The 26561-nt window shown below is 32.7% G+C and carries 23 protein-coding genes; 20 read left to right on the forward strand and 3 right to left on the reverse strand.

Annotated elements, in window-relative coordinates:
* Window positions 1-11 precede the first annotated feature (11 nt).
* From ilvA to U9966_RS01815, 9 genes are all read left to right on the forward strand, one after another.
* Window positions 12-1538, forward strand: a complete 1527-nt coding sequence (gene ilvA / locus U9966_RS01775; RefSeq protein ID WP_306347210.1) for a threonine ammonia-lyase, biosynthetic — start codon at window positions 12-14, stop codon at window positions 1536-1538.
* A 282-nt stretch (window positions 1539-1820) separates the two neighbouring features.
* The gene (gene ilvG, locus U9966_RS01780; protein ID WP_306347211.1) at window positions 1821-3488 is read left to right on the forward strand and encodes an acetolactate synthase 2 catalytic subunit; all 1668 of its coding nucleotides are present in this window, start codon (window positions 1821-1823) and stop codon (window positions 3486-3488) included.
* Between the two features lie 20 nt (window positions 3489-3508).
* Complete coding sequence (gene ilvM / locus U9966_RS01785) at window positions 3509-3727, forward strand: acetolactate synthase 2 small subunit (protein WP_211599164.1); 219 nt, start codon at window positions 3509-3511, stop codon at window positions 3725-3727.
* A gap of 107 nt (window positions 3728-3834) precedes the next feature.
* Window positions 3835-5676 (forward strand): dihydroxy-acid dehydratase, encoded by a 1842-nt coding sequence (gene ilvD, locus U9966_RS01790; protein ID WP_306347212.1) that lies wholly within the window; start codon window positions 3835-3837, stop codon window positions 5674-5676.
* A gap of 129 nt (window positions 5677-5805) precedes the next feature.
* Window positions 5806-6438, forward strand: coding sequence for a DUF1007 family protein (locus U9966_RS01795; protein WP_306347213.1), 633 nt, complete (start codon window positions 5806-5808; stop codon window positions 6436-6438).
* Entirely contained in the window at window positions 6426-7433 is a 1008-nt protein-coding gene (locus U9966_RS01800) for a nickel/cobalt transporter (RefSeq protein ID WP_306347214.1), read from the forward strand. The genes U9966_RS01795 and U9966_RS01800 overlap by 13 nt, the downstream gene beginning before the upstream one ends.
* 185 nt (window positions 7434-7618) lie before the next feature.
* Window positions 7619-8998 (forward strand): C4-dicarboxylate transporter DcuC, encoded by a 1380-nt coding sequence (dcuC, locus tag U9966_RS01805; RefSeq protein WP_306347215.1) that lies wholly within the window; start codon window positions 7619-7621, stop codon window positions 8996-8998.
* A gap of 10 nt (window positions 8999-9008) precedes the next feature.
* Window positions 9009-9740 (forward strand): dipeptidase PepE, encoded by a 732-nt coding sequence (pepE, locus tag U9966_RS01810; protein ID WP_306347216.1) that lies wholly within the window; start codon window positions 9009-9011, stop codon window positions 9738-9740.
* Window positions 9741-10077: 337 nt separating this feature from the next.
* Entirely contained in the window at window positions 10078-11109 is a 1032-nt protein-coding gene (locus U9966_RS01815; protein WP_306347217.1) for a peptidoglycan-binding domain-containing protein, read from the forward strand.
* Window positions 11110-11168: 59 nt separating this feature from the next.
* Here U9966_RS01815 and U9966_RS01820 read toward each other — a convergent pair whose 3' ends face one another.
* Window positions 11169-13076 carry an LTA synthase family protein gene (locus tag U9966_RS01820; RefSeq protein WP_306347218.1) on the reverse strand — a complete coding sequence of 636 codons (1908 nt, stop codon included), beginning with the start codon at window positions 13074-13076 and terminating at the stop codon, window positions 11169-11171.
* A gap of 209 nt (window positions 13077-13285) precedes the next feature.
* Here U9966_RS01820 and suhB point away from each other — a divergent pair, with 209 nt between their 5' ends.
* Together suhB and dxs are read left to right on the forward strand one after the other, a co-directional pair.
* Complete coding sequence (gene suhB / locus U9966_RS01825; RefSeq protein ID WP_306347219.1) at window positions 13286-14095, forward strand: inositol-1-monophosphatase; 810 nt, start codon at window positions 13286-13288, stop codon at window positions 14093-14095.
* 81 nt (window positions 14096-14176) lie between these two features.
* On the forward strand, window positions 14177-16024 hold the full coding sequence (gene dxs / locus U9966_RS01830) for a 1-deoxy-D-xylulose-5-phosphate synthase (RefSeq protein ID WP_306347220.1): 1848 nt from the start codon (window positions 14177-14179) through the stop codon (window positions 16022-16024).
* Window position 16025: 1 nt separating this feature from the next.
* On the opposite strand, the gene U9966_RS01835 is transcribed toward dxs, so the two are convergent.
* Complete coding sequence (locus U9966_RS01835; RefSeq protein WP_306347221.1) at window positions 16026-16481, reverse strand: hypothetical protein; 456 nt, start codon at window positions 16479-16481, stop codon at window positions 16026-16028.
* Window positions 16482-17160: 679 nt separating this feature from the next.
* Here U9966_RS01835 and mnmG point away from each other — a divergent pair.
* The 7 genes from mnmG (at window position 17161) to yidC (ending at window position 23630) form a co-directional block, all read left to right on the forward strand.
* Window positions 17161-19053 carry a tRNA uridine-5-carboxymethylaminomethyl(34) synthesis enzyme MnmG gene (gene mnmG / locus U9966_RS01840; RefSeq protein WP_306347222.1) on the forward strand — a complete coding sequence of 631 codons (1893 nt, stop codon included), beginning with the start codon at window positions 17161-17163 and terminating at the stop codon, window positions 19051-19053.
* On the forward strand, window positions 19053-19667 hold the full coding sequence (gene rsmG, locus U9966_RS01845) for a 16S rRNA (guanine(527)-N(7))-methyltransferase RsmG (RefSeq protein WP_306347223.1): 615 nt from the start codon (window positions 19053-19055) through the stop codon (window positions 19665-19667). The genes mnmG and rsmG overlap by 1 nt, the downstream gene beginning before the upstream one ends.
* 78 nt (window positions 19668-19745) lie before the next feature.
* On the forward strand, window positions 19746-20945 hold the full coding sequence (locus U9966_RS01850; protein ID WP_306347224.1) for a ribosomal protein uL16 3-hydroxylase: 1200 nt from the start codon (window positions 19746-19748) through the stop codon (window positions 20943-20945).
* Between the two features lie 131 nt (window positions 20946-21076).
* Entirely contained in the window at window positions 21077-21211 is a 135-nt protein-coding gene (gene rpmH, locus U9966_RS01855) for a 50S ribosomal protein L34 (protein WP_090923035.1), read from the forward strand.
* Window positions 21212-21248: 37 nt separating this feature from the next.
* On the forward strand, window positions 21249-21611 hold the full coding sequence (gene rnpA, locus U9966_RS01860; protein ID WP_211599151.1) for a ribonuclease P protein component: 363 nt from the start codon (window positions 21249-21251) through the stop codon (window positions 21609-21611).
* On the forward strand, window positions 21572-21850 hold the full coding sequence (yidD, locus tag U9966_RS01865) for a membrane protein insertion efficiency factor YidD (protein WP_306347225.1): 279 nt from the start codon (window positions 21572-21574) through the stop codon (window positions 21848-21850). Before rnpA ends, yidD begins: the two co-directional genes overlap by 40 nt.
* Before the next feature lie 151 nt (window positions 21851-22001).
* Window positions 22002-23630: a membrane protein insertase YidC gene (gene yidC, locus U9966_RS01870; protein WP_306347226.1), complete on the forward strand. Its 1629-nt coding sequence runs from the start codon at window positions 22002-22004 to the stop codon at window positions 23628-23630.
* Between the two features lie 51 nt (window positions 23631-23681).
* Here the strand turns inward: yidC and U9966_RS01875 are convergent, their stop codons facing one another.
* Entirely contained in the window at window positions 23682-24722 is a 1041-nt protein-coding gene (locus tag U9966_RS01875) for a quinone-dependent dihydroorotate dehydrogenase (RefSeq protein WP_306347227.1), read from the reverse strand.
* 316 nt (window positions 24723-25038) lie between these two features.
* On the opposite strand from U9966_RS01875, the gene U9966_RS01880 reads away from it, so the two are divergent.
* Both U9966_RS01880 and pyrF read left to right on the forward strand, forming a co-directional pair.
* Entirely contained in the window at window positions 25039-25908 is an 870-nt protein-coding gene (locus U9966_RS01880; RefSeq protein WP_306347228.1) for an amino acid--tRNA ligase-related protein, read from the forward strand.
* 1 nt (window position 25909) lies between these two features.
* Window positions 25910-26545, forward strand: coding sequence for an orotidine-5'-phosphate decarboxylase (gene pyrF / locus U9966_RS01885; RefSeq protein ID WP_306347229.1), 636 nt, complete (start codon window positions 25910-25912; stop codon window positions 26543-26545).
* Window positions 26546-26561: the final 16 nt, after the last annotated feature.

Raw genomic sequence — 26561 nt, forward strand, 5'->3', positions numbered from 1 at the left:
TTGGAGATAAAATGACATCACCCTTATTTTCAAGTACCGATTATGTAAGAGCAGTATTGCGTTCTAATATTTATGATTTAGTTCAGGTTACCCCTTTACAAAAAATGGAAAAAATATCTGAACGCTTGAATAATCGTATTTTTATCAAACGAGAAGATCGTCAAGCCGTGCACAGTTTTAAGTTACGAGGTGCTCACGCAATGATTTCTTCATTATCTGATGCACAAAAAAAAGCAGGTGTGGTTGCCGCTTCAGCAGGTAATCACGCTCAAGGTGTTGCTTTTTCTGCGAAATATCAAAATATTCGATCTATTATTGTTATGCCAGAAAGCACACCAGCCATTAAAATTGATGCTGTAAAAGGCTTTGGTGGTGAAGTTCTGCTACACGGGGCTAACTTTGACGAAGCAAAAGCAAAAGCCATTCAACTTTCTAAAGAAATGAATATGACTTTTATCCCTCCTTTTGATCATCAAAAAGTTATTGCAGGACAGGGAACTATTGGATTAGAACTATTACAACAAAATGCCGATATTGATCGTATTTTTGTTCCCGTTGGTGGAGGCGGGATTGCTGCGGGGATTGCTGTTTTTATAAAGAAAATGTTACCAGAAGTAAAAGTAATTGGCGTGGAATCACAAGATTCTGCTAGTCTTTATAGTGCACTAAAGGCAGGTAAACCTATAGATTTAGAAAATATTGGCTTATTTGCTGATGGTGTTGCAGTAAAACGTATTGGAGATGAAACCTTTCGCCTTTGCCAAAAACATCTAGATGATGTTATCTTAGTCAGCTCTGATGAAATCTGTACTGCAATGAAAGATATTTTTGAAAATGTTCGTGCTGTGCCAGAACCTTCAGGTGCTGTTTCATTAGCAGGATTAAAAAAATATGTTACTCAAAATAACATTCAAGATGAAACTCTTACTTGTATTCTTTCTGGTGCAAACTTAAATTTTCATACTTTACGTTATGTCTCTGAACGCTGTGAACTTGGTGAAAAACAAGAAGCTTTATTAGCAGTTACTATTCCAGAGAAAAAAGGCAGTTTTTTACGTTTTTGTCACTTATTGGGTGATCACCGAGTAACAGAGTTTAATTATCGTCACGACGATGATAATAATGCCTGTATTTTTGTTGGAATTAGAGTAAAAAATGAAACAGAAACGAATACAATCATAAAAAACCTACGTAAAGGCGGGTATGATGTTGCAAATTTATCTGAAGATGATACCGCTAAAACACATATTCGTTATATGATTGGGGGACACAGTCCCAATTTAAAATCAGAAACGTTATATTCTTTCGAATTTCCCGAACAAAAAGGGTCATTGTTACGCTTTTTACAAACCCTTGGTGCATATTGGGATATTTCTTTATTTCACTATCGTTCACACGGTGTAGATTATGGTGATATATTAGTTGCTTTTGTACTAGATGAAAATGATAAAGTTCTATTTAAAAAACACTTGGATGTGCTGGGGTATCGCTATAAAAATGTGAATAATAGTTTAGCTTATCACTATTTTTTAAGATAAAAATATAAAAAAGGGTTTGATTTATACAAAAAATATGTTATTTATAAGGTGTCTAAATAAAGAACACAACTTTTTTTAATAAAAAATAATTGGAATTTAATATGTCAACTAACTATCGCTTCATTAACATTATCGTCCTCATCGTGATTATTTCACAATGGGGCGAGTGGTTTTGCAAAAAAATAAGATAGATAGTACAGACATATAATTTTAGCAAAAACCCTCGTTAACATAACGAGGGTTTTTTTATAACTAATTTAAAATACAGAAATAGGTGGGAAAATGAATGGGGCAAACTTAATAATAGAATGTTTAAAAGCACATCAAGTGACAACCATATTTGGCTATCCTGGTGGAGCAATAATGCCAGTATATGATGCTCTTTATGATTCAGGTTTAAAACATCTACTTTGCCGTAATGAACAAGGTGCAGCGATGGCAGCTATTGGCTACGCTCGTTCATCAAATAAGGTAGGCATTTGTATTGCTACCTCAGGACCGGGTGCAACAAATTTAATTACTGGATTAGCTGATGCCTTATTAGATTCTATTCCTATGGTCGCTATTACAGGGCAAGTAGAATCATCATTAATGGGAACAGATGCTTTTCAGGAAGTTGATGTAATAGGACTTTCTCTTGCTTGTACTAAACATAGCTTTATTGTACAAAATGTCGAAGAATTACCTCAAGTATTAGCAGAGGCTTTTCAAATTGCTCAAAGTGGTCGTCCTGGTCCTGTTTTGATTGATATTCCAAAAGATATTCAAATAGAAGAAACCTCTGCAAAAGCCTTTTATTTGGAAAAAGAAGAACCCAAACACCAACAGGTTGAAAACTTAACCTATGCAAAACAGTTAATTAACCAAGCAAAAAAACCAATACTCTATGTTGGTGGAGGTGTTGGAATGGCAAAAGGGGTTGAAGCGGTACGATCTTTTATAAAATTTGCAAATATTCCCTCTGTTGCTACTTTAAAAGGTTTAGGCGTCATACCACCTGATCATCCTCTTTATATGGGAATGTTAGGAATGCACGGTACTAAAGCCGCTAATTATGCGGTTCATCATTGTGATTTATTAATTGTATGCGGTGCGAGATTTGATGATCGAGTTACAGGTAAACTTGATACCTTTGCTCCAGAAGCTAAAGTTATTCACATTGATATTGATGCAGCAGAAATAAATAAACTACGTCAAGCTGATGTTCAATTAAAAGGTGACTTAATTCAAGCTGTTGATGAATTAACATTATCTGTCACAAAACAACCTCTTTTAATTGAACAATGGCGTGATAAAGTACTTTGTTTAAAATCACAATATGATTTCCAATATCAAGATAATCAAGGAGAAAGGGATATCGATCCTTGGGCTTTATTAAATACCTTATCTCAAAGAAAAAATAACAATGCCATTGTAGTAACAGATGTAGGACAACATCAAATGTGGTCTGCTCAACATATGCAGCATTATGCACCTGAAAATTACATTACTTCTGCAGGACTTGGTACGATGGGATTTGGCTTACCCGCAGCTATTGGGGCTAAAAAAGCACGCCCTAATGATGATGTTATTTTAATTTCTGGTGATGGTTCATTTATGATGAATGTGCAAGAATTAGGTTCAATTAAGCGAGCAAATACCCCTATCAAAATAGTGTTATTAGATAATCAACGCTTAGGTATGGTTCGTCAATGGCAAACATTATTTTTTGACGCTCGTCATAGCGAAACAATTTTAGATGATAATCCTGATTTTGTGACCTTAGCTAGTGCTTTTGATATAAAAGGTGAAAGTATTGAAAAAGCCAGTGAAGTCAGCGATGCCATTGATCGTTTGTTACAAAGTAAAGAAGCCTATTTATTGCATATTTGTATTCCTAATGGAGAAAATGTATGGCCTCTCGTACCACCAAATAAGTGCAATTTAGAAATGATTGAATCTGATAATTAATAATAAAAAAAGGAGTGAAAATGCAACACTATCCATTAACTATCCAAGTCAATAAACGCCCAGAATCTCTTGAACGTTTATTACGAGTTATTCGTCATCGAGGGTTTGAAGTTGTTACCTTAAATGTTGAAAATACATCAGAAGTGATAAACTTTGATGTAACTGTACAAAGTGAAAGAGCCATTGATCTGTTAAAAAATCAATTAATTAAATTACCTGATGTACTAAAATTAAACTAATCATAAAAACTATTTGATTTAAGCGGTTAGATAAATACAAAAATTTGCAAATTTTTGATTACAACCTACCGCTTCCTTTTATTATAAGATGTGGAGTAAATATAAAAATGCCTAAATTACGTTCAGCAACCAGTACACAAGGTCGCAATATGGCAGGGGCAAGAGCTTTATGGCGAGCAACAGGAATGAAAGAAAATGATTTCGGAAAACCCATTATTGCGGTAGTCAATTCTTTTACCCAATTTGTACCCGGTCACGTTCATTTAAAAGATATGGGACAATTAGTTGCAACAGAAATTGAAAAGGCAGGTGGGGTTGCAAAAGAATTTAATACTATTGCTGTTGATGATGGTATTGCAATGGGGCATAACGGAATGCTGTATTCACTACCTTCTCGTGATTTAATTGCAGACAGTGTGGAATATATGGTCAATGCCCATTGTGCTGACGCAATGGTCTGTATTTCAAACTGCGATAAAATTACCCCAGGAATGTTAATGGCAGCAATGCGATTAAATATTCCGACTATCTTTGTTTCAGGTGGTCCAATGGAGGCAGGGAAAACCAAATTATCTGATCAAATTATCAAATTAGATTTAGTTGATGCGATGATTCAAAGTGCCGATGAAAATGTCTCTGACTCTGATGTCGATATTATTGAGCGTAGTGCCTGCCCAACTTGTGGCTCTTGTTCTGGTATGTTTACCGCCAATTCAATGAACTGTTTAACAGAAGCATTAGGATTAAGTTTACCTGGTAACGGATCTTGTTTAGCGACTCATAAAGATCGTAAATCACTGTTTTTAAAAGCTGGAAGCCAAATTGTTGAAATGTGTAACCAATACTATAATAATGATAATACTTTTATGTTACCTCGCACTATTGCAACTCGTGAAGCCTTTGAAAACGCAATGTGTTTAGATATTGCGATGGGAGGATCAAGCAATACCGTACTCCATTTATTAGCCGCAGCGCAAGAAGCTGAAATTGATTTTACTATGCGTGATATTGATCGCCTTTCTCGTATTGTTCCTTGTCTCTCTAAAGTTGCCCCTAATACAAAAAAATACCATATGGAAGATGTCCATCGAGCGGGTGGTGTAATGGCAATTTTAGGTGAATTAGACAGAGCAGGTTTATTACATAATCAAACAAAAACAGTATTAGATTTAACCTTAAAAGAACAATTAAATCAATACGATATCATTCTTAATAAAGATGAAGCACTACACAAATTTTACCGTTCAGGTCCTGCTGGTATTCGTACTACTAAGGCATTTTCACAAGATTGCCGTTGGGACAGTGTTGATGATGATCGTCAAAATGGTTGTATCCGCTCTAAAGAATTTGCTTATAGCCAAGAAGGAGGATTAGCGACCCTTTACGGTAATATTGCTCAAGATGGTTGCATTGTAAAAACTGCTGGCGTTGATGAATCTATCTGGAAATTTACAGGAAAAGCCATTGTTTTTGAAAGCCAAGAAGAAGCAGTAGAAGCCATTTTAGGTAAAAAAGTACAAGCAGGACACATCGTTATTATTCGTTATGAAGGACCAAAAGGTGGTCCCGGTATGCAAGAAATGTTGTATCCAACCAGTTATTTAAAATCAATGGGATTAGGAAAAGCCTGTGCATTATTAACTGATGGACGCTTTTCAGGTGGAACTTCTGGTTTATCTATTGGGCATTGCTCTCCTGAAGCTGCCTCTGGTGGTATAATTGGATTAGTTAAAAATGGGGATATTATTGAAATTGATATTCCAAACCGTTCTATTACGTTAAAAGTTTCTGATAAAGAATTGCAACAACGTAGAATAGAACAAGATCGTAAAGGTTGGAAACCTAAAAATCGTCAGCGTGATGTTTCTTTTGCATTGAAAGTCTATGGACATTTTGCCACATCAGCAGATAAAGGAGCAGTACGTAATAAAGCCTTATTACCTGACTAATAAAAATTTTTCATTAAAGGAATAAAACAACTTAGAAATAAGTAGATTATAAAAAATAAGTTGCTTAGTTCCTTTTTATTTTTATAATAGCCATAATATTAATAAGGATTTAATTTATAGGAATATGTAATGAAAAAAATCTTAATTTTACTCACTTTCTCTTTGATTTCTATTATCTGCTCTGCTCACCCACATTCGTGGATTGATATGAAAAATAATGTGTTAATTGAAGAAGGAAAACTCATTGGCTTTCAAATGGAATGGACACTTGACGAAATGGCGTCTTCCTCGTTAATTTATGAAATGAAAGTCAGTGAAAATAAACTTGAAACAAGAAAAGAAATAACCAAAGATATGCAAAATACGGCTATTTCTAATCATTATTTTAGTTACTTGTATGATGAAAACAATCAGCCTATAAAATATACAACAAAACCTAAAAATACCTATTTTGAAATTAAAAATAACCAAGTTATTTTCCATATTACATTTTACTTAACCAACCCTCAAGAAGTTAAAAACAGACGCTTTAAACTGTTTACTTATGAACCAAGTTATTATATTTCAATGAATTATGAAGATAGTAATGCCTTGTTACTGAGTGATGTTGATCGCCTTTGTAAATTAGAATTAAAAGAACCTCAAATAAATGCGGATCTTAAAGAATATGCTTCCAATTTAGATAAAAGTGATAACCCTGATGAAAACTTATCATTAGGAGCTCAATTTGCTCAAGAGGTTGCCATTGTATGCAAAAAATAATGTTCAAACTTGGGTTACTAGCGATTGGATTTTTAATTATTTTTGCAATTTATGAAATATATCCTTATTTATTGTTTAAAATTTTAAAATGGCAAAAGGTTTTTAATCAAGAAATATCACATACTCTTCTTCAAATAAAAAATAATCCACAAGCAGGTTGGATATTGATTTATATGAGTTTTTTATATGGTGTTTTTCACTCATTAGGACCGGGACACGGTAAATTTATTTTAAGTAGTTATCTTTCTTTTGAAAAAACAAAACTTACTCAAGCAATACGTCTCACATTACTTTCATCTTTTGCTCAAGGTATTGTAGCAATTATGTTGGTATCCATTGTTGTAGTAATTTTCACGCTCTCTCGTCATTACTTTAACGATACTGTAAAACTCTTTGAACGAGGTAGTTTTATTGTAATGATTTTATTTGGATTATATTGGTTGAAAACGACATTGGTAACATTAAAGAAACAATACGATACAGATAAAAAACCAGTTACATTTAATTTGCAAAAAATAACAAAAATCGTACCGCTTAAAACTCAAAAATTATCAATAATTGCTTCACAACCTCATCAACATACTGAAAATTGTGGTTGTGGTCATCAGCATTTACCTAATGCAAATCAATTAGCAAAGGCAAAAGATTGGAAAGCACAATTAATGATTATTTTAAGCATTGCCAGTCGTCCTTGTTCAGGTGCAATTTTAGTACTGTTTTTTTCTTATACCCTAGATTTGTACTATTGGGGAATTATTTCTGCATTAGCAATGGCTTTTGGTACAGGGCTTACCTTAACTTTATTTGCACTTATTGTATTGTTTGCTCGCAATAAAGCCATTTATTTAAGTAAGTGGTATATATCCATACAAACAGGTAAAAAAGTGATAATTGGATTAAAAATTATTGCTGCAGTTTCTATTATAATTTTAGGTATTACATTGTTACATAGCAGTTTTTTAGATACTTTTATCAATAATAAAATATTTAGATAACATCATTAACACCTTAGAAACAAATAATATAAGATAATGTTTATTATGCTTTAATTTGATATTTTTTGTGAGGAAATAGACATAAATATGTTTATAATAAAAACAAATAAGGATAATTTTTATTTACTTTTCAAGGAATTTAGAAAATTTAAATTTTAAATTTTAAATTTATGGAGACTAATATTATGTTAGAAATTATTGTTGCTCTAGCTGTTACGTCTGTTGTTGCTTACTTTGTATTAAAAGGCTACAAAGCCCAAGCAATACTTATTTTTGGCGGTATTATTCTAATGCTTGCTTCTATCCTATTAGGCAAAGGACTTCCATTACCTGAAGGTAAATCAACAGGCTCAACGTTTTTAGATATTTTCCACTTTATTAAAATAACCTTCTCTTCCCAAAGTGCTGGATTAGGATTGAAAATTATGGCAATCGCTGGGTTTGCTTTCTATATGCACGAAATTGGTGCTTCCGCTTCTTTGGTTAGAGTATTAACAAAACCGCTTGAAAGAGTGAGACATATGCCTTATTTATTTATGGCTCTCTGCTTTTTTGTAGGTGAATTTTTATCTATCTTCATCACCAGTGCATCAGGATTAGGTGTGCTTTTAATGGTAACGCTTTATCCATTAATGCGTGGTGTTGGCTTAAGCCCTCTCACTGCTTGCGCCCCTATTGCAACTGCAGTTGCGGTAGAAATGGGACCTGCTCAAGGGAATGTAAACTTTGCTGCTGAATTAATTGGTATTGATGTGGTTGAATATGTAGTTAATTACCAAATTTTAGTGGCTGCTGCAGCTTTAGCTGTTATTGCATTTTTACATATTGTTGTTCAAAAATATTTTGATAAAGCTGAAAATTATCAACATAACGATAATATAGAAGATGTTCAAGTTGATGAAAAAACACAACAAGATTTAGAAAAAGCCCCTACTTCTTACGCAATATTACCAATCATTCCTTTAGTCCTTATTTTTATGTTTAATAAATTAACTATTAGTAGCATAAAAATGGACGTCACCACTGCAATGTTAGTTTCTATTGTTATCGCATTATTATTTGAATACTTTACACTCGGCAATGCGAAAAAAGTGGTTAACTCTGTACAAATATTCTTTGATGGAATGGGTAAACAGTTTGCAAATGTTGTAACCTTTATCGTAGCAGGTCAAACTTTTGCTCAAGGTCTTAAAACTATTGGTGTAATTGATATTATTATTGAAAGTGCTAAAACAGCAGGCTTTGGACCCGTCGCAATGACCATTGTGATGGTATCTATTATTATGGTGACTTCTGTATTAATGGGTTCAGGTAACGCGGCATTCTTCTCTTTTGCAAACTTAGTACCGGGAATTGCAGCTAAAATGGGAATTGCTCCTGTTATGATGTTATTGCCAATGCAATTTGTGGCAGGTTTAAGCCGTAATATTTCACCTATTGCACCAAATATGGTGGCGATCGCAGGGGTTGCTAATGTGTCTCCATTTGCTTTAGCAAAACGTACTGCTATCCCAATGCTTGGTGGTATTATTATTTCAACCCTTGTTAGTATTATGACTTTCTAGGAGATCTAAAATGAATATTTTTATGTTAAGTAATGGAAAATTGCCAAAATCAAAAGTTTTACTTGAATATGCCTTACCTGCTATTATTCCTTGTTTTAAAGAGCAAAAAGTAAAAAAAGTGGTGGTTATTCCTTATGCTGTTATTCGTCTGACTTACGATGAACGGGTACAAAGTGTTAAGGATTCCCTTGCTGAATTAGAAGGCTTAGAAATCAAAGGTATTCACGAGTTTGCTGATCCTGTGCAAGCTATTTATGAAGCCGATGCCATTATGGTTAGTGGTGGTAATACGTGGCACTTAAACAAATGCTTACACGATAATGGCTTAATTGAGCCTATTCGTGACAAAGTATTAAATAAAAATGCTGTTTATGTGGGTTGGAGTGCAGGTTCGGTAATCTGCTCACCAAATATGTGTACTACAAATGATATGTGTATTGTAGATGCAGCCATCACTCCATCATTGAATTTCTTACCATTCCATATCAATGCTCACTACATTGACGCAAGTATTGAAAATCATATGGGTGAAACACGTGATGAACGTATTGCCGAATTTTGTATTCAAAATCCACATAAATCCGTGATAGGTATTCCTGAAGGCACTTGGTTACATTTAAGTGAACAAGGATTAACTTACAATGCCCCAAATAATAAACCTTACACTTGGTTTAAATTTGGGCAAGAAAAACAAAATTTTATTGAAATGGATATGACTCGCTTTATGCAAGTTAATTTATAATTTATTTTCTTTGATTTTGTTAAATTATATAGGGCAACTGAAAATAACTATTTTTTATTTAGTCGTTGCCCTGATTAAAATTACATAGGATATTGTACTATTCTTGATTAAAAACAAAAAATTTAGTACCATTAGGTTAGATATCACCCACATTAATGGGTAACATCGTAATATCGGCAGAATATTTATTTAATACAATTATAAAATTTTTCTTTTAACTCATAAAGTTATAAACAATTTGTTTTTTTGGTTGTATTAGTAAAAATGCTGATATTTAAATTGATCATTAATATTTTTCTATTCTTGATCAAATATATTAATTTAAAAAGGGCTATTTATGAAAAAAATATTACTCATATCTATAACAGCTGGAGTTGTTTTAACTGGTTGTTCTACTTCTAATAAAGTAGCTGATACAGTTAAAAATGTTCAGTTACCAACGCAAAGTATGAATACAAATCTATATCCACCAAATGCAAAACCAGGTGAATGTTATGCTCGTGTTCTTACTCCTGTAAAATATGATATTAAAACAGAAAAAGTTTTAGCAAAAGCTGCTAGTGAAACAATTGCAATCATTCCTGCTACTTATAAAACTGTAGAAGAGAGAGTATTAGTAACAGAAAAAAGTACTAAATTACAAGTAATTCCTGCTACTTATAAAACTGTGGAAGAAAAAATATTAGTATCTCCAGAAAAAGAGGTATTAGTAAAAGTTCCAGCTACTTATAAAACAGTAGAAGAAAAAATATTAGTAAGACCTGCTTATACAACGTGGAAACGTGGCGTTAATCCTATCACTGGATTAGGAACACCTTATACAAAAATAACAAAAAATGGAAAAATAGTATCTAAACATGACCAAACTACTGGTGAAATTATGTGTTTAGTTGAAGTTCCAGCTAAATACAAAGTTGTTAGTAAGCGTGTAGTAGCTACTCCTGCAACTGTTGAAAGAAAAGTTATTCCAGCTAAATATAAAATGGTTAGTAAACGTGTAGTAGTAACGCCTGCAACAACTAAAGAAATTGTTATTCCAGCAAAATACAAAACTATTACAGTTAAAAAACTTCAAACAGCTGCAAAAACAGTTAAAACAAAAGTTCCTGCAGAATATAAAACTGTTGAGAAAAGAGTTGTTTCAGCTCAACCTGTATTAGAATGGCGTGAAATTTTATGTGAAACTAATACAACACCAGATTTAATTCGTCAATTACAAACAGAATTAAATAGACAAGGCTATAGATCAGGTCCTGTTGATGGTGTTTTAGGACACGAAACACTTTCAGCTGTTGTTAAATACCAAAAAGCACACAACCTTGCAACTGGTCAATTAACTTTAGCTACTTTGAAAAGTTTAGGTTTATAATAAATTTATTCTTTTTTACTTAAAATTTATAAATCCCTCAAATTGAGGGATTTTTTTTATTAATTTTTATAACCTTTTACTAAATAATTACTTTGCCAATATAACAGTTTTTGATAAGTTGTAATCTTTTCTATTTTATTATGCTCTATATCTGTACTATCCAATAAAAGTATATTATCACTATTCCATTTATATTGTGTAAAATCTTCACTTTTAAGATCTATTGCACCTTGTTCATCAGCAAAAACTTCTGAATTATAGGCAAATTTATCGGTTAAATAATCTGTGGCTAACAAATTAACGCCTGTTGCCCAATATTCAGTATCCGATAAACTTAATGAATAAAGTGTTGGCATTACATCTTTATGAGAACCTATCATCAAAGGATTATAATTGATATTAAAATGAGCCTTTAATTGTTTAGGTATAGAAATAAAGAAAGGTACAGCATAAGTCAAAAATAACTGTGCTGGTAGATCATTATTTATAATCCCTCGCATATGATGATCGCCTGATGCTGAAATAATGGTATTATCGCCTTTTTTACTCGCTTTCACATTAGTAATAAAATTACCTAACTCATTCGCTGCATATTGATAAGTCGTTAATAAAGCTGCTCGTTCTTGATCATCTCGACCAAACATTCCTTTTAAAACATTACTATCAACAGGTTTTGCTTGATAATGTTTTGGTGGCTCATAAGGTGGGTGGTTTGTGATTGTTAAAATACTGATAAATAAAGATTCATCGCTTTCATCTAGTAATTTTTCAGCCAATTTAAACGCATATTCATCGGCAATGCCCCAATAAGAAAGTGTTTCTCTGGCATTAGCAAAAGTATCCATTAGATCATTTTGATCATACATTTCATCAACACCTTGTAAGGGTAAATAATTGGCTAAATTACGCCACATCATATTTCCAGAAGTAATAAAAATGGTCTTATAACCTTTCTTTTTATAAGTTAAAAATGGAGTTTCTTTTAATTTTATATTTTGAACAATAGACTGACTAATATTTTGTATTGGACTGTTAAAATATAAATGAGCTAAAGTTGGTGCTGTACCATTTGCCGTTGCTAAAAAGCGTTTAAATACAATCTCATTTTCAAAATAAGGACGTAAATTGCCTAATAAATCATTGGTTTGGGGATTATCATATTGCAAAATATTTGAACCAAAACTTTCCATTAGAGCAAAGACAACATTCGGTTTATGCTCTTCAAGATAATCATTTTTTGCTGTTTTAGATATTAAGGTTTCTTTTCCTAAGGCATTTTTTATTAACGCTTTGCCTTCACTTTCATCAACTGCCTCAAAAGATATATCTCTTTTCCTATCTTCGACTGCCCAATTTAAACAAATAATGCCATTGGGTACTAATTTATTGATAATACTTAATGAAGAAACTTGGGCGTGTATGCGTCCGAGTGGTTTAGAATGAATTGTGCCTCGAATAAGAAATACGCAAATAGTGATAAATAAAATAATACTCATAATATGTAAAAATGATATTTCCATATTAGATTGAATATAGCTAATCATAAAATAAGAAAAGTAACTTGCGATAAAACTTGATATCGTAATTCCCAAAATGATTTTGATCATTGGATAATCATCATACATATTTTGTAATACTGCCTTAGTATCGTCCTCAACTAATCCAAAAACAAATACATCATAATAGTTGTTGTAAGTTTTAAAATAGTAATAATTTCCAATAATAATCGCAGTAAAAATAAAACTGACAATAAAAATAATGCTTGAAAAAATATTAGCAGTGAGTGTCGAATGAAATAAGGATGCAATCAATAAATATAAATAAGGCAATAATAATGTTAAAGCAACCACTTTTATATCAAATCTCGCTCCTAGTACTCGCATTCGTTGAATTGCTTTTTTATTGTTTTCAGTATTCTTAATTTCTTGTGGTAAAAAATGAGCGATCATCGTTTCTCTTGTTAGCATACAGATACTATAAAAATATAAAAATAAGCCAATAATTATTAAAAATATAAGTAACACGTCTTATAGTTCCTCATTTACATAAAAATAACTTGAAATAGTATAACTAAATCATTATTCCTATGCACTAAGTTATATTACAGTTTATTTCTTGGATAACTTTCTCTATAATGCACCCACACAATGTTCTTTAAAATCTATCTGGTGGAATTATGAATCCTATGTTAAACATTGCTATTCGTGCAGCACGAAAAGCAGGAAATATTATTATAAAAGGCTATGAGCAATCGCCTAAAGATACTGAAGTTGCTCAAAAAGGTACAAATGACTATGTAACAGCCGTTGATAAAGCAGCTGAACAGGCTATTATTGAAACTATACATCAATCTTATCCTGACCATTCTATTATTGGTGAAGAATCAGGTTTACTCGTTGGTAAAGATAGTAATGTTCAGTGGATTATTGATCCATTAGATGGAACCACCAATTTTGTAAATCGTTTTCCTCACTTTGCCGTCTCTATCGCAATTAGAGAAAATGGTGTTACAACCGTCGGTGTAGTATACGATCCTATCCGTAATGAGCTTTTCACTGGTGTACGTGGTGAAGGGGCAAAATTAAATGAATTTCGTTTACGTGTAAATAATAACAGTGACTTAACTGGTACAGTTCTAGCAACAGGTTTTCCTTTTAAAACACCTAAACATAAATCAGCTCATCTAAATATGATTGAAGCATTAATGAACAATGGTGTTGCTGATTTGCGTCGAACAGGATCCGCTGCTTTAGATTTATGTTATGTTGCTGCAGCTCGTGTTGATGGTTATTTTGAAATTGGTTTAAAACCTTGGGATTGTGCGGCTGGTGATTTAATCGTACGTGAAGCTGGTGCCTTGGTGACTAACTTTGTCGGTGGCACAGATTATTTAACCTCTGGTAATATTATTGCTGGCAATTCACGAGTTGTAAAAGAAACTCTAAATAGTATTAAATCTGTTTTAACAGACGATTTAAAAAAATAAACCTTAAATAAGCGGTAACATTATTTAAAAAATTTGCAAAAAAATTAAAAGATCATACCGCTTAATATAAAGAATAATATTATGCAAAATAATTATCCCCTTTTAAGCCAAATAGATTCGCCTGATGAATTACGTTTGCTTTCAAAAGATAAACTTCCAGAGCTTTGTACTGAATTACGAAGCTATCTTCTTGAATCTGTTAGCCAAACAAGTGGACATTTAGCCTCTGGTTTAGGGGTAGTTGAGCTAACTGTTGCATTACACTACATTTTTAATACCCCTTTTGATCAACTGATTTGGGACGTGGGTCATCAAGCCTATCCCCATAAAATTCTTACTGGTCGCCGTGAGCAAATGCACACTATTCGTCAAAAAAATGGTTTACACCCTTTTCCGTGGCGTGAAGAAAGCCCTTATGATGTGTTGAGTGTTGGACACTCTTCCACCTCAATCAGTGCAGGCTTAGGCTTAGCCATTGCCGCTGAAAAAGAGAATGCAGGACGTAAAACTATTTGTGTTATTGGTGATGGTGCAATGACTGCGGGGATGGCATTTGAAGCACTTAATCACGCAGGGGCATTGCATAATGATATGTTAGTTATCTTAAACGATAATGAAATGTCGATTTCTGAAAATGTTGGGGCGTTAAATAATCATCTCGCTCGTATTCTATCAGGCGAGCTTTACACCACCTTCCGTGAAAGCAGTAAAAAAATTCTCTCAGGTTTGCCACCGATCAAAGAATTTGTGCGTAAAACCGAAGAGCATATGAAAGGCTTTATTTCCCCTGTGGGTACGATTTTTGAAACACTAGGATTTAATTATATTGGTCCAATTGATGGACACGATATTGAAGAACTTATTAATACCCTTAAAAATATGCGTAACCGAAAAGGTCCTCAGTTACTACATATTATGACCAAAAAAGGGAAAGGGTATAAACCTGCTGAAAAAGATCCTATTAGTTTTCACGGTGTGCCAAAATTTGATCCAAACAACGGTGAATTACCTCAATCCAAAACAACCAAAACTTATTCAGATCTTTTTGGGGATTGGTTATGTGAAATAGCTCAAAATGATCCTAAATTAATTGGTATTACCCCTGCAATGCGTGAAGGTTCTGGAATGGTGGAATTTTCAAAACGTTTTCCAAAACAATATTTTGATGTTGCCATAGCCGAACAACACGCCGTGACTTTTGCAGCGGGTTTAGCCATTGCAGGTTATAAACCAGTAGTTGCTATTTATTCTACTTTTTTACAACGTGCTTACGATCAAGTTATTCACGATGTCGCTATTCAAAATCTACCTGTTATTTTTGCAATCGATCGTGCAGGCATTGTTGGCGCAGATGGACAAACCCATCAAGGAGCATTTGATTTAAGTTTTATGCGTTGTATTCCAAATATAACCATAATGACCCCAAGTGATGAAAATGAAATGCGACAAATGCTTTATACCGCTTATCAATCCAATTCCCCAATGGCTATTCGTTATCCGCGTGGTAATGTAAAGGATGTTGAACTACAAAAATTAACAAGTTTAGAAATAGGTAAAGCAAATCTAATTAAACAAGGTAAAAAAGTCGCTATTTTAAATTTTGGAACTCATTTAGAAAGTGCTAAAACAGTCGCAGAAAAGTATAACTATACCCTTGTTGATATGCGTTTTGTGAAACCATTAGATAAAACAATGATTGGTGAGTTAGCTAATTCTCACGAGCTGTTAGTGACCCTAGAAGAAAATGCTATTCAAGGTGGGGCTGGTAGTGCGGTGAATGAATATTTGCAAAAAATACAAAAGATCGTACCGCTTGTTATATTAGGTCTTCCTGATGAGTTTATTCCACAAGCTACCCAAGATGAAAGCTATGCAGATTTAGGGCTTGATCCTGAAGGAATTGAAAGATCTATTAATAATTATCTATAAGCTATTTTTGATTTTTAATCCATTCTATTAGAAGACGAGTACAATACATTGCTCGTTCTTCTTTTTTCATTGGTCGTAATTTTTTCAGAAGAGCAACTACTTTCTCATTAGGCTCATTGAAATTTGTACTCTTCATTTGATACATACCAGCCATATTAATACATTGTTCAGACCACTCATTATTTAACTCTTGCATATTAGGTTCTTTTTGGAAAAAAGGAATAGGATGCTTTTTTAAATATTCTGCAAATTCTCTCATCTCTTCTGTATGCTCTTGATTGATAGCTAGCATTGGATTATAAAAAATTTTAATATATTTTTTTTCATTATTATCAACTAAATATAAAGGTAACTTTTTAATAATAGGTTTTTGTAAATTATCATATTGTAGTGGTGTAGCCACTAATAGTGTGGAATAGAGCAGTTGTAATACTATGATATAAAATATTTTTTTCATCAATCTATCCTTTTTTTTTTATTTTTTTATTTTTTTATTTATTTATTTATTTATTGAATTTTATCATCTATATTTGCAAAAAATCAAAAAGATCTTGCCGCTATATTGATACTAGAAATATCACTAGCAACCCTCCGTTTGTATATAATATATACGCCCATTGTTCTATAATCAATGTTACATAATATATTATTTTTTTATAGATAATTTAATTCAGTGTATTAAGAGAGTATATAGCATCCATTTTGCTTATTAAATCCTCCTGTAGTTTTATTTAAAAGATGCTTTTTTAGGCACTTAAACTGTGGATAACTACGTATATAAACTGTGTTTAAAGATAGATCTATTATTTAATAACTTTTAAATTCATTTTACCTGTGTATAACTATATAGGTTATACACAAGAAAGATCCTATAAATTTTTTATTTTTAAACAGATCTTAGGATCCCTTAACTTTATGATCTATCTATTCTATTTTCTGTTATCAACAAAAAAAGGCGTTACTAATTACTATAATAATAAAGATCTATATATAAAGATCTTATATTAATTAGATTACCACTTTTTCCTTAAAAATTTTTTGTAAAATAGCTTTTTTAAGATCTCAAAAATTCAGGTAGAATGATCCCCTAAATTAAGAATTTAAAAAATAATAAATTTAAAGGTTAAATATAAAATATGATTTATCAGAAAATATACGATGTCATTGTGATTGGTGGGGGACACGCAGGTACTGAAGCGGCACTTACCCCTGCTCGTATGGGATTAAAAACTTTATTATTAACACACAATATTGATACATTAGGGCAAATGTCTTGTAACCCAGCTATTGGTGGAATTGGTAAAGGTCACCTTGTAAAAGAAATTGATGCAATGGGTGGTTTAATGGCAAAAGCAACGGATCTTGCTGGCATTCAATTTCGTATTTTGAATAGTAGTAAAGGGCCTGCGGTACGTGCGACTCGTGCTCAGGCGGATCGTGTTCTTTATCGCCAAGCTGTAAGAACAGCCCTTGAAAATCAAGAAAATTTAGATATTTTCCAGCAAGAAGTGGTAGATATTTTAGTTGAAAATGATCGTGCAGTCGGTGCGGTAACGAAAATGGGCTTAACTTTTAAATCTCGTTCCGTTGTATTAACGGCAGGAACGTTTTTGAAAGGTAAGATCCACATTGGAATGGAAAATTATGCGGGTGGTCGTGCGGGCGATCCTGCGTCAAATAGTTTATCGGATCGTTTGCATGATCTGAATTTAAGAATTGATCGCTTAAAAACGGGTACGCCACCAAGAATTGATGCGAGAACCATAGATTTTTCCGTATTAGCCGAGCAAAAAGGCGATCAAAATTTACCTGTAATGTCTTTTATGGGCAATGTGGATCAACACCCACAACAAATTTCTTGTTATATCACGCACACTAACGCACAGACCCACGACATTATTCGTGCAGGTTTAGATCGTAGTCCACTTTATGCTGGCGTGATTGAAGGTGTTGGACCACGTTACTGCCCGTCTATTGAAGATAAAGTGATGCGTTTTGCGGAGCGTGATAGTCATCAGATCTACTTAGAACCAGAAGGTTTGACCACAACTGAAATTTACCCTAACGGTATTTCAACCAGTTTGCCTTTCGATGTACAACAAAAATTAGTCAATTCAATGAAAGGCTTGGAAAATGCACGTATTATGCGACCAGGTTATGCGATTGAGTATGATTATTTCGATCCTCGTGATTTAAAACCAACCTTAGAGACCAAAGCGATTGCAGGTTTGTTCTTTGCAGGGCAAATTAACGGTACGACAGGTTACGAAGAAGCAGCCGCTCAGGGAATGCTAGCAGGGATTAACGCCTCTTTACAGGTGAAAGGTAAGGAAAGCTGGTATCCAACCCGTGATCAGGCTTATATGGGCGTATTGGTTGATGATTTATGTACCTTAGGGACAAAAGAACCGTATCGTTTATTTACTTCTCGTGCGGAATACCGTTTATTGTTGCGTGAAGACAATGCCGATATCCGCTTGACGCCGATTGCTCATAAATTTGGCTTGATTGATGAGGTTCGTTGGGCGAGATTTAATCAAAAAATGGAAAATATTGAAAAAGAGCGTGAGCGTTTAAAACAGATTTGGATTCACCCAAAATCACAATATTTACAAGCAGTAAATGAATTGGTTAAAACACCTTTAACTCGAGAAGCCAGTGGCGAAGATCTATTACGTCGTCCAGAAGTGAACTATCAGAATTTAACCCAATTAGATGCTTTTGCCCCTGCTATTGAAGATAAACAAGCGGCGGAACAAGTGGAAATTTCGATTAAATATCAAGGTTATATTGAGCATCAATTAGCAGAAATTGAGAAACAAAAACGCCACGAACACACAGAAATTCCAGCAGATTTTGATTATAGCAAAGTAGAAAGTTTATCGAATGAAGTACGTACCAAATTAGTGGAACATAAACCTGTTTCAATAGGACAAGCGTCTCGTATTTCAGGGGTAACACCTGCGGCTATTTCTATTTTATTGGTATCATTAAAAAAACAAGGAATGCTTAAGCGGGGTGATTTGTAATGAATTTTGAAAAAGCAGAAGCTTTGTTGAATGAACTTAACTTTGAAATTTCAACAGATCAAAAAGAAAAACTTTTTAAATTTGTGGCTTTATTAGATAAATGGAATAAGGCTTATAATTTAACATCAGTACGTGATCCTGATGAAATGTGGATTAAGCATATTTTAGATAGTTTAGTGGTTAGCCCACACCTTGAAGGCTCTCGTTTTATTGATGTGGGTACAGGACCAGGATTACCGGGTCTTCCCCTTGCGATCATCAATCCGGATAAAGAATTTGTATTACTAGATTCGCTGGGTAAACGCATTCGTTTTATTGAGCAAGTTTTATTACAGCTTGGCATTAAAAATGTGACCCCTATACAATCTCGTGTGGAAGAATATCAACCAGAGCAAGGCTTTGATGGCGTGCTAAGCCGTGCTTTTGCATCCTTAAGTGATATGGTGCATTGGTGTGAGCATTTACCGAGTGAAACAGGTCAATTTTATGCGTTAAAAGGGATTTATAAGCAGGAAGAAGTCACTGAAATTGAAGATAAAATTAAACAAATAGAAATTATTCCTTTAACTGTACCAAGTTTAAATGCTGAACGTTGTTTATTGATATTTAAGTAAAACTATACAAAAATAACTTACAAAATTGAAATAATAAGTCTATAATTTTTACTATCTTTTTTTCATAAGGAGTAAATTATGAACATTCCATTTTGCTTACCAGAAGAAATTACCCCTGAAATCTTTTTGCAAAATTATTGGCAAAAGAAACCGCTTATCATACGTAATGGATTACCTCAGATTATAGGATTATTTACTCCTGATGATATTATAGATTTATCTCAAGAAGAGGATGTAGTTGCTCGTTTAGTAAAAACTTATAAAAATAATGAACAACTAGAATGGCAAGTAAAAACTAGCCCTTTAACTAAAACTGATTTTGAAAATTTACCTGAACAGTGGTCTGTTTTAGTTCAAAATTTAGAACAATGGTCACCTGAATTAGGTGTATTATGGCAAGCTTTCGGTTTTATTCCTCAGTGGCAGCGTGATGATATTATGGTTTCTTATGCACCAAAAGGAGGATCTGTAGGAAAACATTATGATGAATATGATGTATTTTTAGTTCAAGGTTATGGATCCCGTCGCTGGCAATTAGGAAAATGGTGTGATCCAAGTACTGAATTTAATCCTAATCAACCTATTCGTATTTTTGATGATATGGGAGAATTGGTCTTAGATGAAGTAATGCAAGCTGGTGACGTATTGTATGTTCCTTCTCGTATGGCACATTATGGTGTTGCAGAAGATGAGAGCTTAACGTTTTCTTTTGGTTTACGTTTTCCTAGTGCAAATGATTTATTAGATAAAATAAGCCATTCATTAAAATGTAATGAAGCAGATTATTCACAGTTTAATATTCCATTTCGTTTATCTGCAGAATATCAACCTAATGCAAAATTAGATATGAAAATGGTAGCAAATTTAAAATCACAATTTGTTAATTTATTATTAAATTCAACTCAATTTGATCAGTTATTTTTAGATAGTGTAGCCACTGCAGTAAGTTCTCGTCGTTATGATAAATTTGAAGTTAATGAAGATTTTTATCCAGATGAGCTTCAAACTGTTTTAGAAGATGGTGGTTGGCTAATACAAGATGCAAATGTAAAAATTATTTATACAGAAAATCCATTAAAAATTTATATAAATGGCGAATGGATTGATGAATTAAATCAAGCTGAAATGGATTTACTTATTAGAATAGCAAATGGAGATAGTATTTCTTGGAATAAACTTGCATCTAAAACACAAAATCAAAGTGAATTAGAATTATTATTAGATAGTTTGTGTGATTGGCTAGATAATGGCTGGGTTTTATTGATAGAAAATGAGTAAGCGGTTACTTATTTATAAATATTTGCAAATTTAAACGATTACTTTATAGATAGATCTTGATTTATTAAAAATAAATGGGTAAGATCGCCACTCTTTTTTATAGTTTAATAATTTTAACTAGGTAGACAATAATGAAACGTACTTTTCAACCTTCTCGATTAAAGCGTGCTCGTTCACATGGTTTCCGTACTCGTATGGCTACTAAAAACGGTCGCCAAGTTTTAGCTCGTCGTCGTGCTAAAGGTCGTAAAAGCTTATCTGCATAATTTGCAGTGATATACTTTTTAGTAATAAACTAAAATAGTGAATAAGCTAAAATTTTCTCGGGAGCTACGTTTGTTAGCTCCCGTTCAGTTTAAGGCAGTATTTGAAGATCCTAAGCGAGCTTCTACTCCTCAAATTACCATTCTTGCACGTCAAAATTCTGTTGATGTTCCTCGTTTAGGTTTAACTGTTGCTAAAAAGCATTTAAAACGTGCTCACGATCGTAATAGAATAAAACGTATCGTACGTGAGAGCTTTCGTTTAAATCAACATCAATTACCTTTATCAGATTTTGTTTTTATTGCCAAAGGTGGCATAGGAAAACTAGATAACCAAACTCTTTTTGTTACTTTGGATAAATTATGGAAACGCCACATTCATCTAGCAAACAAAGAAAAGTAAGTTTTTTAGCTACTATTTTTATCCTACTTATAAAATTTTATCGTTATTTTATAAGTCCTATGTTACTACCTCGTTGTCGTTTTAATCCAACTTGTTCTCAATATGGATTAGAAGCTATTCAAACTCACGGAGCAATAAAAGGTAGCTGGTTAACATTAAAACGTATTACAAAATGTCATCCATTACATCAAGGTGGGGATGATCCTGTTCCTCCTAAAATAGACAAAAAGAGTAAGTGAGTGATTACTTATTTGTAAAATTTGCAAATTTTAACGAATATCTGACCGCTTATAAGTAAAAATGGTTGGATTAAAAGGCAACCTATTATAAAATACTTCCCTTTAGTAGAGGGTATTTCCCTTATTTTTAAACAATTACAGAGAAACCAAAATGAATTCAAATCGTAGTTTACTCGTTATAGGTTTTTTTCTGGTGTCATTTTTAATTTTTACACAATGGCAAACAGATCATAATCCAGCAGCTCAATTAGCTAAAGAGCAAGCCAAAGTAACAGCTCCTCAGCAATCAGGAGATGTGCCAGTATCATCTGAAACTGAAATGATTAATCAACAAAAAACAACAGGTAAAACTATTGTTGTTGAAAGTGATGTATTACGTTTAGTGATTGATACTTTAGGGGGCGATGTTGTTGAGTCTGATTTATTAAAACATAATGCTCAATTAGATAGTAAAGCACCATTTAAATTATTAGAAAATAATGCCAAAACTGTTTATATTGCACAAAGTGGTTTGGTTGGAAAAAATGGTATTGATAGTAATTCTAGTCGTCCACAATATCAAGTAACAGCGGATAAATTTGTATTAGCAGAAGGTCAAAATTCATTAACTGTTCCTTTAACTTTTGAAAAAGACGGTGTACTTTATACTAAAGAATTTATTTTAAAACGTGGTAGCTATAATGTAGCTGTTGATTTTGTAATAGATAATAAATCTGCACAAGCATTAGAAGTACAACCCTATGGACAAATTAAACATACTTTACAAGATAGTTCTGGCAATTTAACTATGCCAACCTATATGGGAGGAGCCTACTCTTCTTCTGAAGTAAATTATGAAAAGTATGCTTTTGATAAAATGGCAGAAAAAAATCTTTCTGTAGATACTAAAGCAGGTTGGGCAGCAATGTTACAGCACTATTTTGTATCAGCGTGGATCCCTAATCAACAAGCTCAAAATAATATTTATTCTCGAGTAAATAATGATGGTACAGCATCTATTGGTTATAGAGGACCAATCACTGCTATTGCACCAAATTCAAAAGAAACGATTAAAAGCCACTTATGGACAGGTCCTAAAAATCAAGAAGAGATGGCACAAGCAGCGGAACATTTTGATTTAACCGTAGATTATGGCTGGGCGTGGTTTATAGCAAAACCTTTATTTTGGTTATTAACGCATATTCAACAGTTGGTGATTAACTGGGGTATTGCCATTATCTGTGTAACTATCGTAGTGAAAACAATACTTTATCCATTGACTAAAGCACAATATACGTCAATGGCGAAAATGCGTATGCTACAACCAAGATTACAAGAAATGCGTGAACGCTTTGGTGATGATCGTCAAAGAATGAGCCAAGAAACAATGAAGCTCTACAAAGAGGAAAAAGTAAACCCAATGGGTGGTTGTTTACCTATTCTAATTCAAATGCCTATTTTCATTGCATTATATTGGACATTTATGGAAGCGGTAGAATTACGTCATGCACCCTTCTTTGGTTGGATTCAAGATTTATCAGCACAAGACCCATACTATATTATGCCGTTGTTAATGGGAGCATCAATGTTCTTATTACAAAAAATGTCACCAACTCCAGTTGCAGATCCAATGCAGCAAAAAGTGATGATGTTTATGCCAATTATATTTACAGGGTTCTTTTTATTCTTCCCTTCAGGATTGGTTCTTTACTGGATCACATCAAACTCAATTACGATTTTCCAACAATGGTTAATTTATCGTAATTTAGAGAAAAAAGGATTACATTCTCGTAAGAAATAGAAATTAAATATGGCTTAAAAAAGTATCTATAAAAAGACTGGTTTATATAAATCAGTCTTTTTTATTATTTAAAATAGCTTGGTTAATACGTTTAACTAATCCAATACCTTCGTAAATAAAACCAGTATAAATTTGGATAAGATCAGCTCCAGCTTGTAATTTTTCCAAAGCGTCTTGCTCACTATGAATACCCCCAACACCAATAATAACAAAGCCTTTATTTGATTTTTTAGCTAAATATTGAATAATTTGTGTACTACGATCTTTAATAGGCTGTCCACTTAACCCTCCATCACCAATATTTTCTAATTCTGATATTTTGGTTTTTAAATTATCTCTATTAATAGAAGTATTGGTTGCAACAACTCCAGCAATATTAGTTTCTAAAATCAATTTAATTATTTCATCTAATTGCTGTTTACTTAAATCAGGAGATATTTTTAATAAAATAGGACGTTGTATTTCAAATTGGTAATTAATTTTTTGCAAAATCAAAATTAATTCTTTTAAATAATGAATATCTGCTAATTTTTTATGACTAGACACATTAGGGCAACTTATATTTAATGTAAAATAATCAACATAAGGATGCAGATTTTTGAAACAAACAACATAATCTTGGGTATAATTTTCAGGTTCTGTTGCTGTGTTTTTTCCAATATTACCTCCAATAATAACGTTATGTTTATTCTTTTTAAGTTGAGTTATTACAGCCTCTAACCCATCATTATTAAACCCCATTCGGTTTATAATTCCTTGATCATCAAGTAGTCTAAATAAACGTTTTTTAGGGTTACCTGATTGTGCTTTTGGCGTTACTGTACCTATTTCTATAAAGCCAAATCCAAAGTCTGCTAATTCGTTATATAAAGTTGCATTTTTATCTAATCCTGCGGCTAATCCCACAGGATTTTTAAAAGTTAAACCTAATATTTTTTTCTCAAGTTTAGGATTTTCTAAAATAGATATTTTTCGAATTAAAAAGGAGAAAAAAGGAATGTTATAAATAAATTTAAGAAATGAAAAAATAATAAAATGGGCAGTTTCAGGATCAAAGAGAAAGATAATAGGACGGATAATTTTTTTATACATAAAAACACCTTTGTTTTTATATTGCAAAAATTAGCATACTTTTAAAATTATGCCAAGGTTTTATTTTTTTAAATTATTTATAAAAAATAAATTGACATAGAGAATTTTATCTATACTATATCGCTAAATTTTGAATATTAACTAAAGAGATTAATAAAATGATTTTAAAATCTTTGATAAAAAAACGAAAAAATAAGCAAATTAGCTTAGGAAAGCCTTTTTTAATATTCAGTATTATTTCTTTTAAAACCACCTATTTTTAGGTGGTTTTTTTTTTGCCAAAATTTTAATCACAATCATATTAAGGAGTAAAAATATGACCAACAAAACTTTTACCACAGGTGTTTATGCTAATGATTTAATCAATTCAGAAGATTATAGTAAAACGGTAGAGTTAATGCGTAGTTTCTTTGTCAAAAAAGGATTTATTGAAGTGCCGACTCAATCTCGTTTATCTATTTTAGCAGCTTGTGAAGATCCAACGACAGTTAGCACCTATATTTTTGAAGGTGAAGTGTGGCCATTACCTCAAACAGGACAAATGTGGTTGGAATATGAATTATTAACTAAGCCTGATGTAGAAGGATATTTCTGTCTTTCAACGTCTTATCGTGCAGAGAAAAATCCAATTTTAGGTCGTCACCGTACTATATTTCCAATGTTTGAGTTTGAAACACACGGTGGATTAGAAGCATTAGCAAAATTAGAAAAAGAATTAGTTACTCATCTAGGTTTAGTTGATAATTTTAATGAAGTTTCAGAAATTGATTATGTGGAGGCAGCAACAAAATATGGTGTAAAAGAAATAGGTAATGAAGAAGAAGCAAAAATTTATCAAGAATATGGTAATGTTACTTTGCTTTGCGACTTTCCTAACTATACAAGCCCGTTCTGGAATATGAGAAATTATGAAGATAAAGGTAAAGCACGAAAAATTGATGCAATTATTTGTGGTCAAGAAACCATAGGCTCAGCAGAACGTGCAATAAATGCTGATGAAATGAGAAATGCTTTCCATACTATCTCTGATGGAGAATACGCTAATTTACTCTTCACTAAATTTGGAAAAGAGCGTGTACTTACAGAATTAGAAGATTACTTGAGTTTAAATTTCTTTGAGCGTTGCGGTGGCGGTATTGGTGTCACACGAATGATGCACGCATTAAAAACTTGTAACATTATCTAATATGAAATTGATACTTTCTCTTGATACTTGTGATGCTATAAAGGCATCGCAGGTGTTATCGCAATCAAGTGCGATGATTTCGCACGTAAAACTCGGACATATTCCTTTTACTATGGGGCAAGAAAGGATTAAAACCATTGTTCAAGATATTCCATTATTTTTGGATTTTAAATTGTATGATATTCCAAGCACAATGGCTCGTGCAATTACGGGGTACATAAATATTTTTACAAATCTTGAAATGATTACAGTATGGGGAACATCAAGCAATGATGGATTAAAAGCAGTGGTAGAAAGTTGTGATAATCAGTGCCAACCTCTTTCTGTTATCTCTCTTACTAGTGATATTGGAGATATAAAAACTTTCTTAAAAAAAGTAGAAAGAAATTTAAATTGTGGTATTCACGGATTTATTACGCCAAGTTTTATGTTAACAGAACTACGTCAACAATTTGGTAATGATATTACCCTTGTGACACCTGGTGTACGTTTTGATTATTCTGATGATCATCAAAATTGTGTTACACCACAACAAGCATTAGCACAAGGCTGTGATTATATAGTGGTTGGTCGTCCAATTATAAATGCACAAAATATTATGCAACAGACTGAAAAATTTTATCAATTTTGTAAGTAACAACTTATTTAAAGAG

The sequence above is a fragment of the Pasteurella atlantica genome (assembly GCF_963693435.1).
Lineage (GTDB): Bacteria > Pseudomonadota > Gammaproteobacteria > Enterobacterales > Pasteurellaceae > Phocoenobacter > Phocoenobacter atlanticus.

Bases quoted from the DNA above. Each gene is read 5' to 3' on its own strand.
- ilvA (WP_306347210.1), top strand. From the start codon at position 12: ATGACATCACCCTTATTTTCAAGTACCGATTATGTAAGAGCAGTATTG.
- ilvG (WP_306347211.1), top strand. From the start codon at position 1,821: ATGAATGGGGCAAACTTAATAATAGAATGTTTAAAAGCACATCAAGTG.
- ilvM (WP_211599164.1), top strand. From the start codon at position 3,509: ATGCAACACTATCCATTAACTATCCAAGTCAATAAACGCCCAGAATCT.
- ilvD (WP_306347212.1), top strand. From the start codon at position 3,835: ATGCCTAAATTACGTTCAGCAACCAGTACACAAGGTCGCAATATGGCA.
- U9966_RS01795 (WP_306347213.1), top strand. From the start codon at position 5,806: ATGAAAAAAATCTTAATTTTACTCACTTTCTCTTTGATTTCTATTATC.
- U9966_RS01800 (WP_306347214.1), top strand. From the start codon at position 6,426: ATGCAAAAAATAATGTTCAAACTTGGGTTACTAGCGATTGGATTTTTA.
- dcuC (WP_306347215.1), top strand. From the start codon at position 7,619: ATGTTAGAAATTATTGTTGCTCTAGCTGTTACGTCTGTTGTTGCTTAC.
- pepE (WP_306347216.1), top strand. From the start codon at position 9,009: ATGAATATTTTTATGTTAAGTAATGGAAAATTGCCAAAATCAAAAGTT.
- U9966_RS01815 (WP_306347217.1), top strand. From the start codon at position 10,078: ATGAAAAAAATATTACTCATATCTATAACAGCTGGAGTTGTTTTAACT.
- U9966_RS01820 (WP_306347218.1), bottom strand. From the start codon at position 13,076: ATGCTAACAAGAGAAACGATGATCGCTCATTTTTTACCACAAGAAATT.
- suhB (WP_306347219.1), top strand. From the start codon at position 13,286: ATGAATCCTATGTTAAACATTGCTATTCGTGCAGCACGAAAAGCAGGA.
- dxs (WP_306347220.1), top strand. From the start codon at position 14,177: ATGCAAAATAATTATCCCCTTTTAAGCCAAATAGATTCGCCTGATGAA.
- U9966_RS01835 (WP_306347221.1), bottom strand. From the start codon at position 16,481: ATGAAAAAAATATTTTATATCATAGTATTACAACTGCTCTATTCCACA.
- mnmG (WP_306347222.1), top strand. From the start codon at position 17,161: ATGATTTATCAGAAAATATACGATGTCATTGTGATTGGTGGGGGACAC.
- rsmG (WP_306347223.1), top strand. From the start codon at position 19,053: ATGAATTTTGAAAAAGCAGAAGCTTTGTTGAATGAACTTAACTTTGAA.
- U9966_RS01850 (WP_306347224.1), top strand. From the start codon at position 19,746: ATGAACATTCCATTTTGCTTACCAGAAGAAATTACCCCTGAAATCTTT.
- rpmH (WP_090923035.1), top strand. From the start codon at position 21,077: ATGAAACGTACTTTTCAACCTTCTCGATTAAAGCGTGCTCGTTCACAT.
- yidD (WP_306347225.1), top strand. From the start codon at position 21,572: ATGGAAACGCCACATTCATCTAGCAAACAAAGAAAAGTAAGTTTTTTA.
- yidC (WP_306347226.1), top strand. From the start codon at position 22,002: ATGAATTCAAATCGTAGTTTACTCGTTATAGGTTTTTTTCTGGTGTCA.
- U9966_RS01875 (WP_306347227.1), bottom strand. From the start codon at position 24,722: ATGTATAAAAAAATTATCCGTCCTATTATCTTTCTCTTTGATCCTGAA.
- U9966_RS01880 (WP_306347228.1), top strand. From the start codon at position 25,039: ATGACCAACAAAACTTTTACCACAGGTGTTTATGCTAATGATTTAATC.
- pyrF (WP_306347229.1), top strand. From the start codon at position 25,910: ATGAAATTGATACTTTCTCTTGATACTTGTGATGCTATAAAGGCATCG.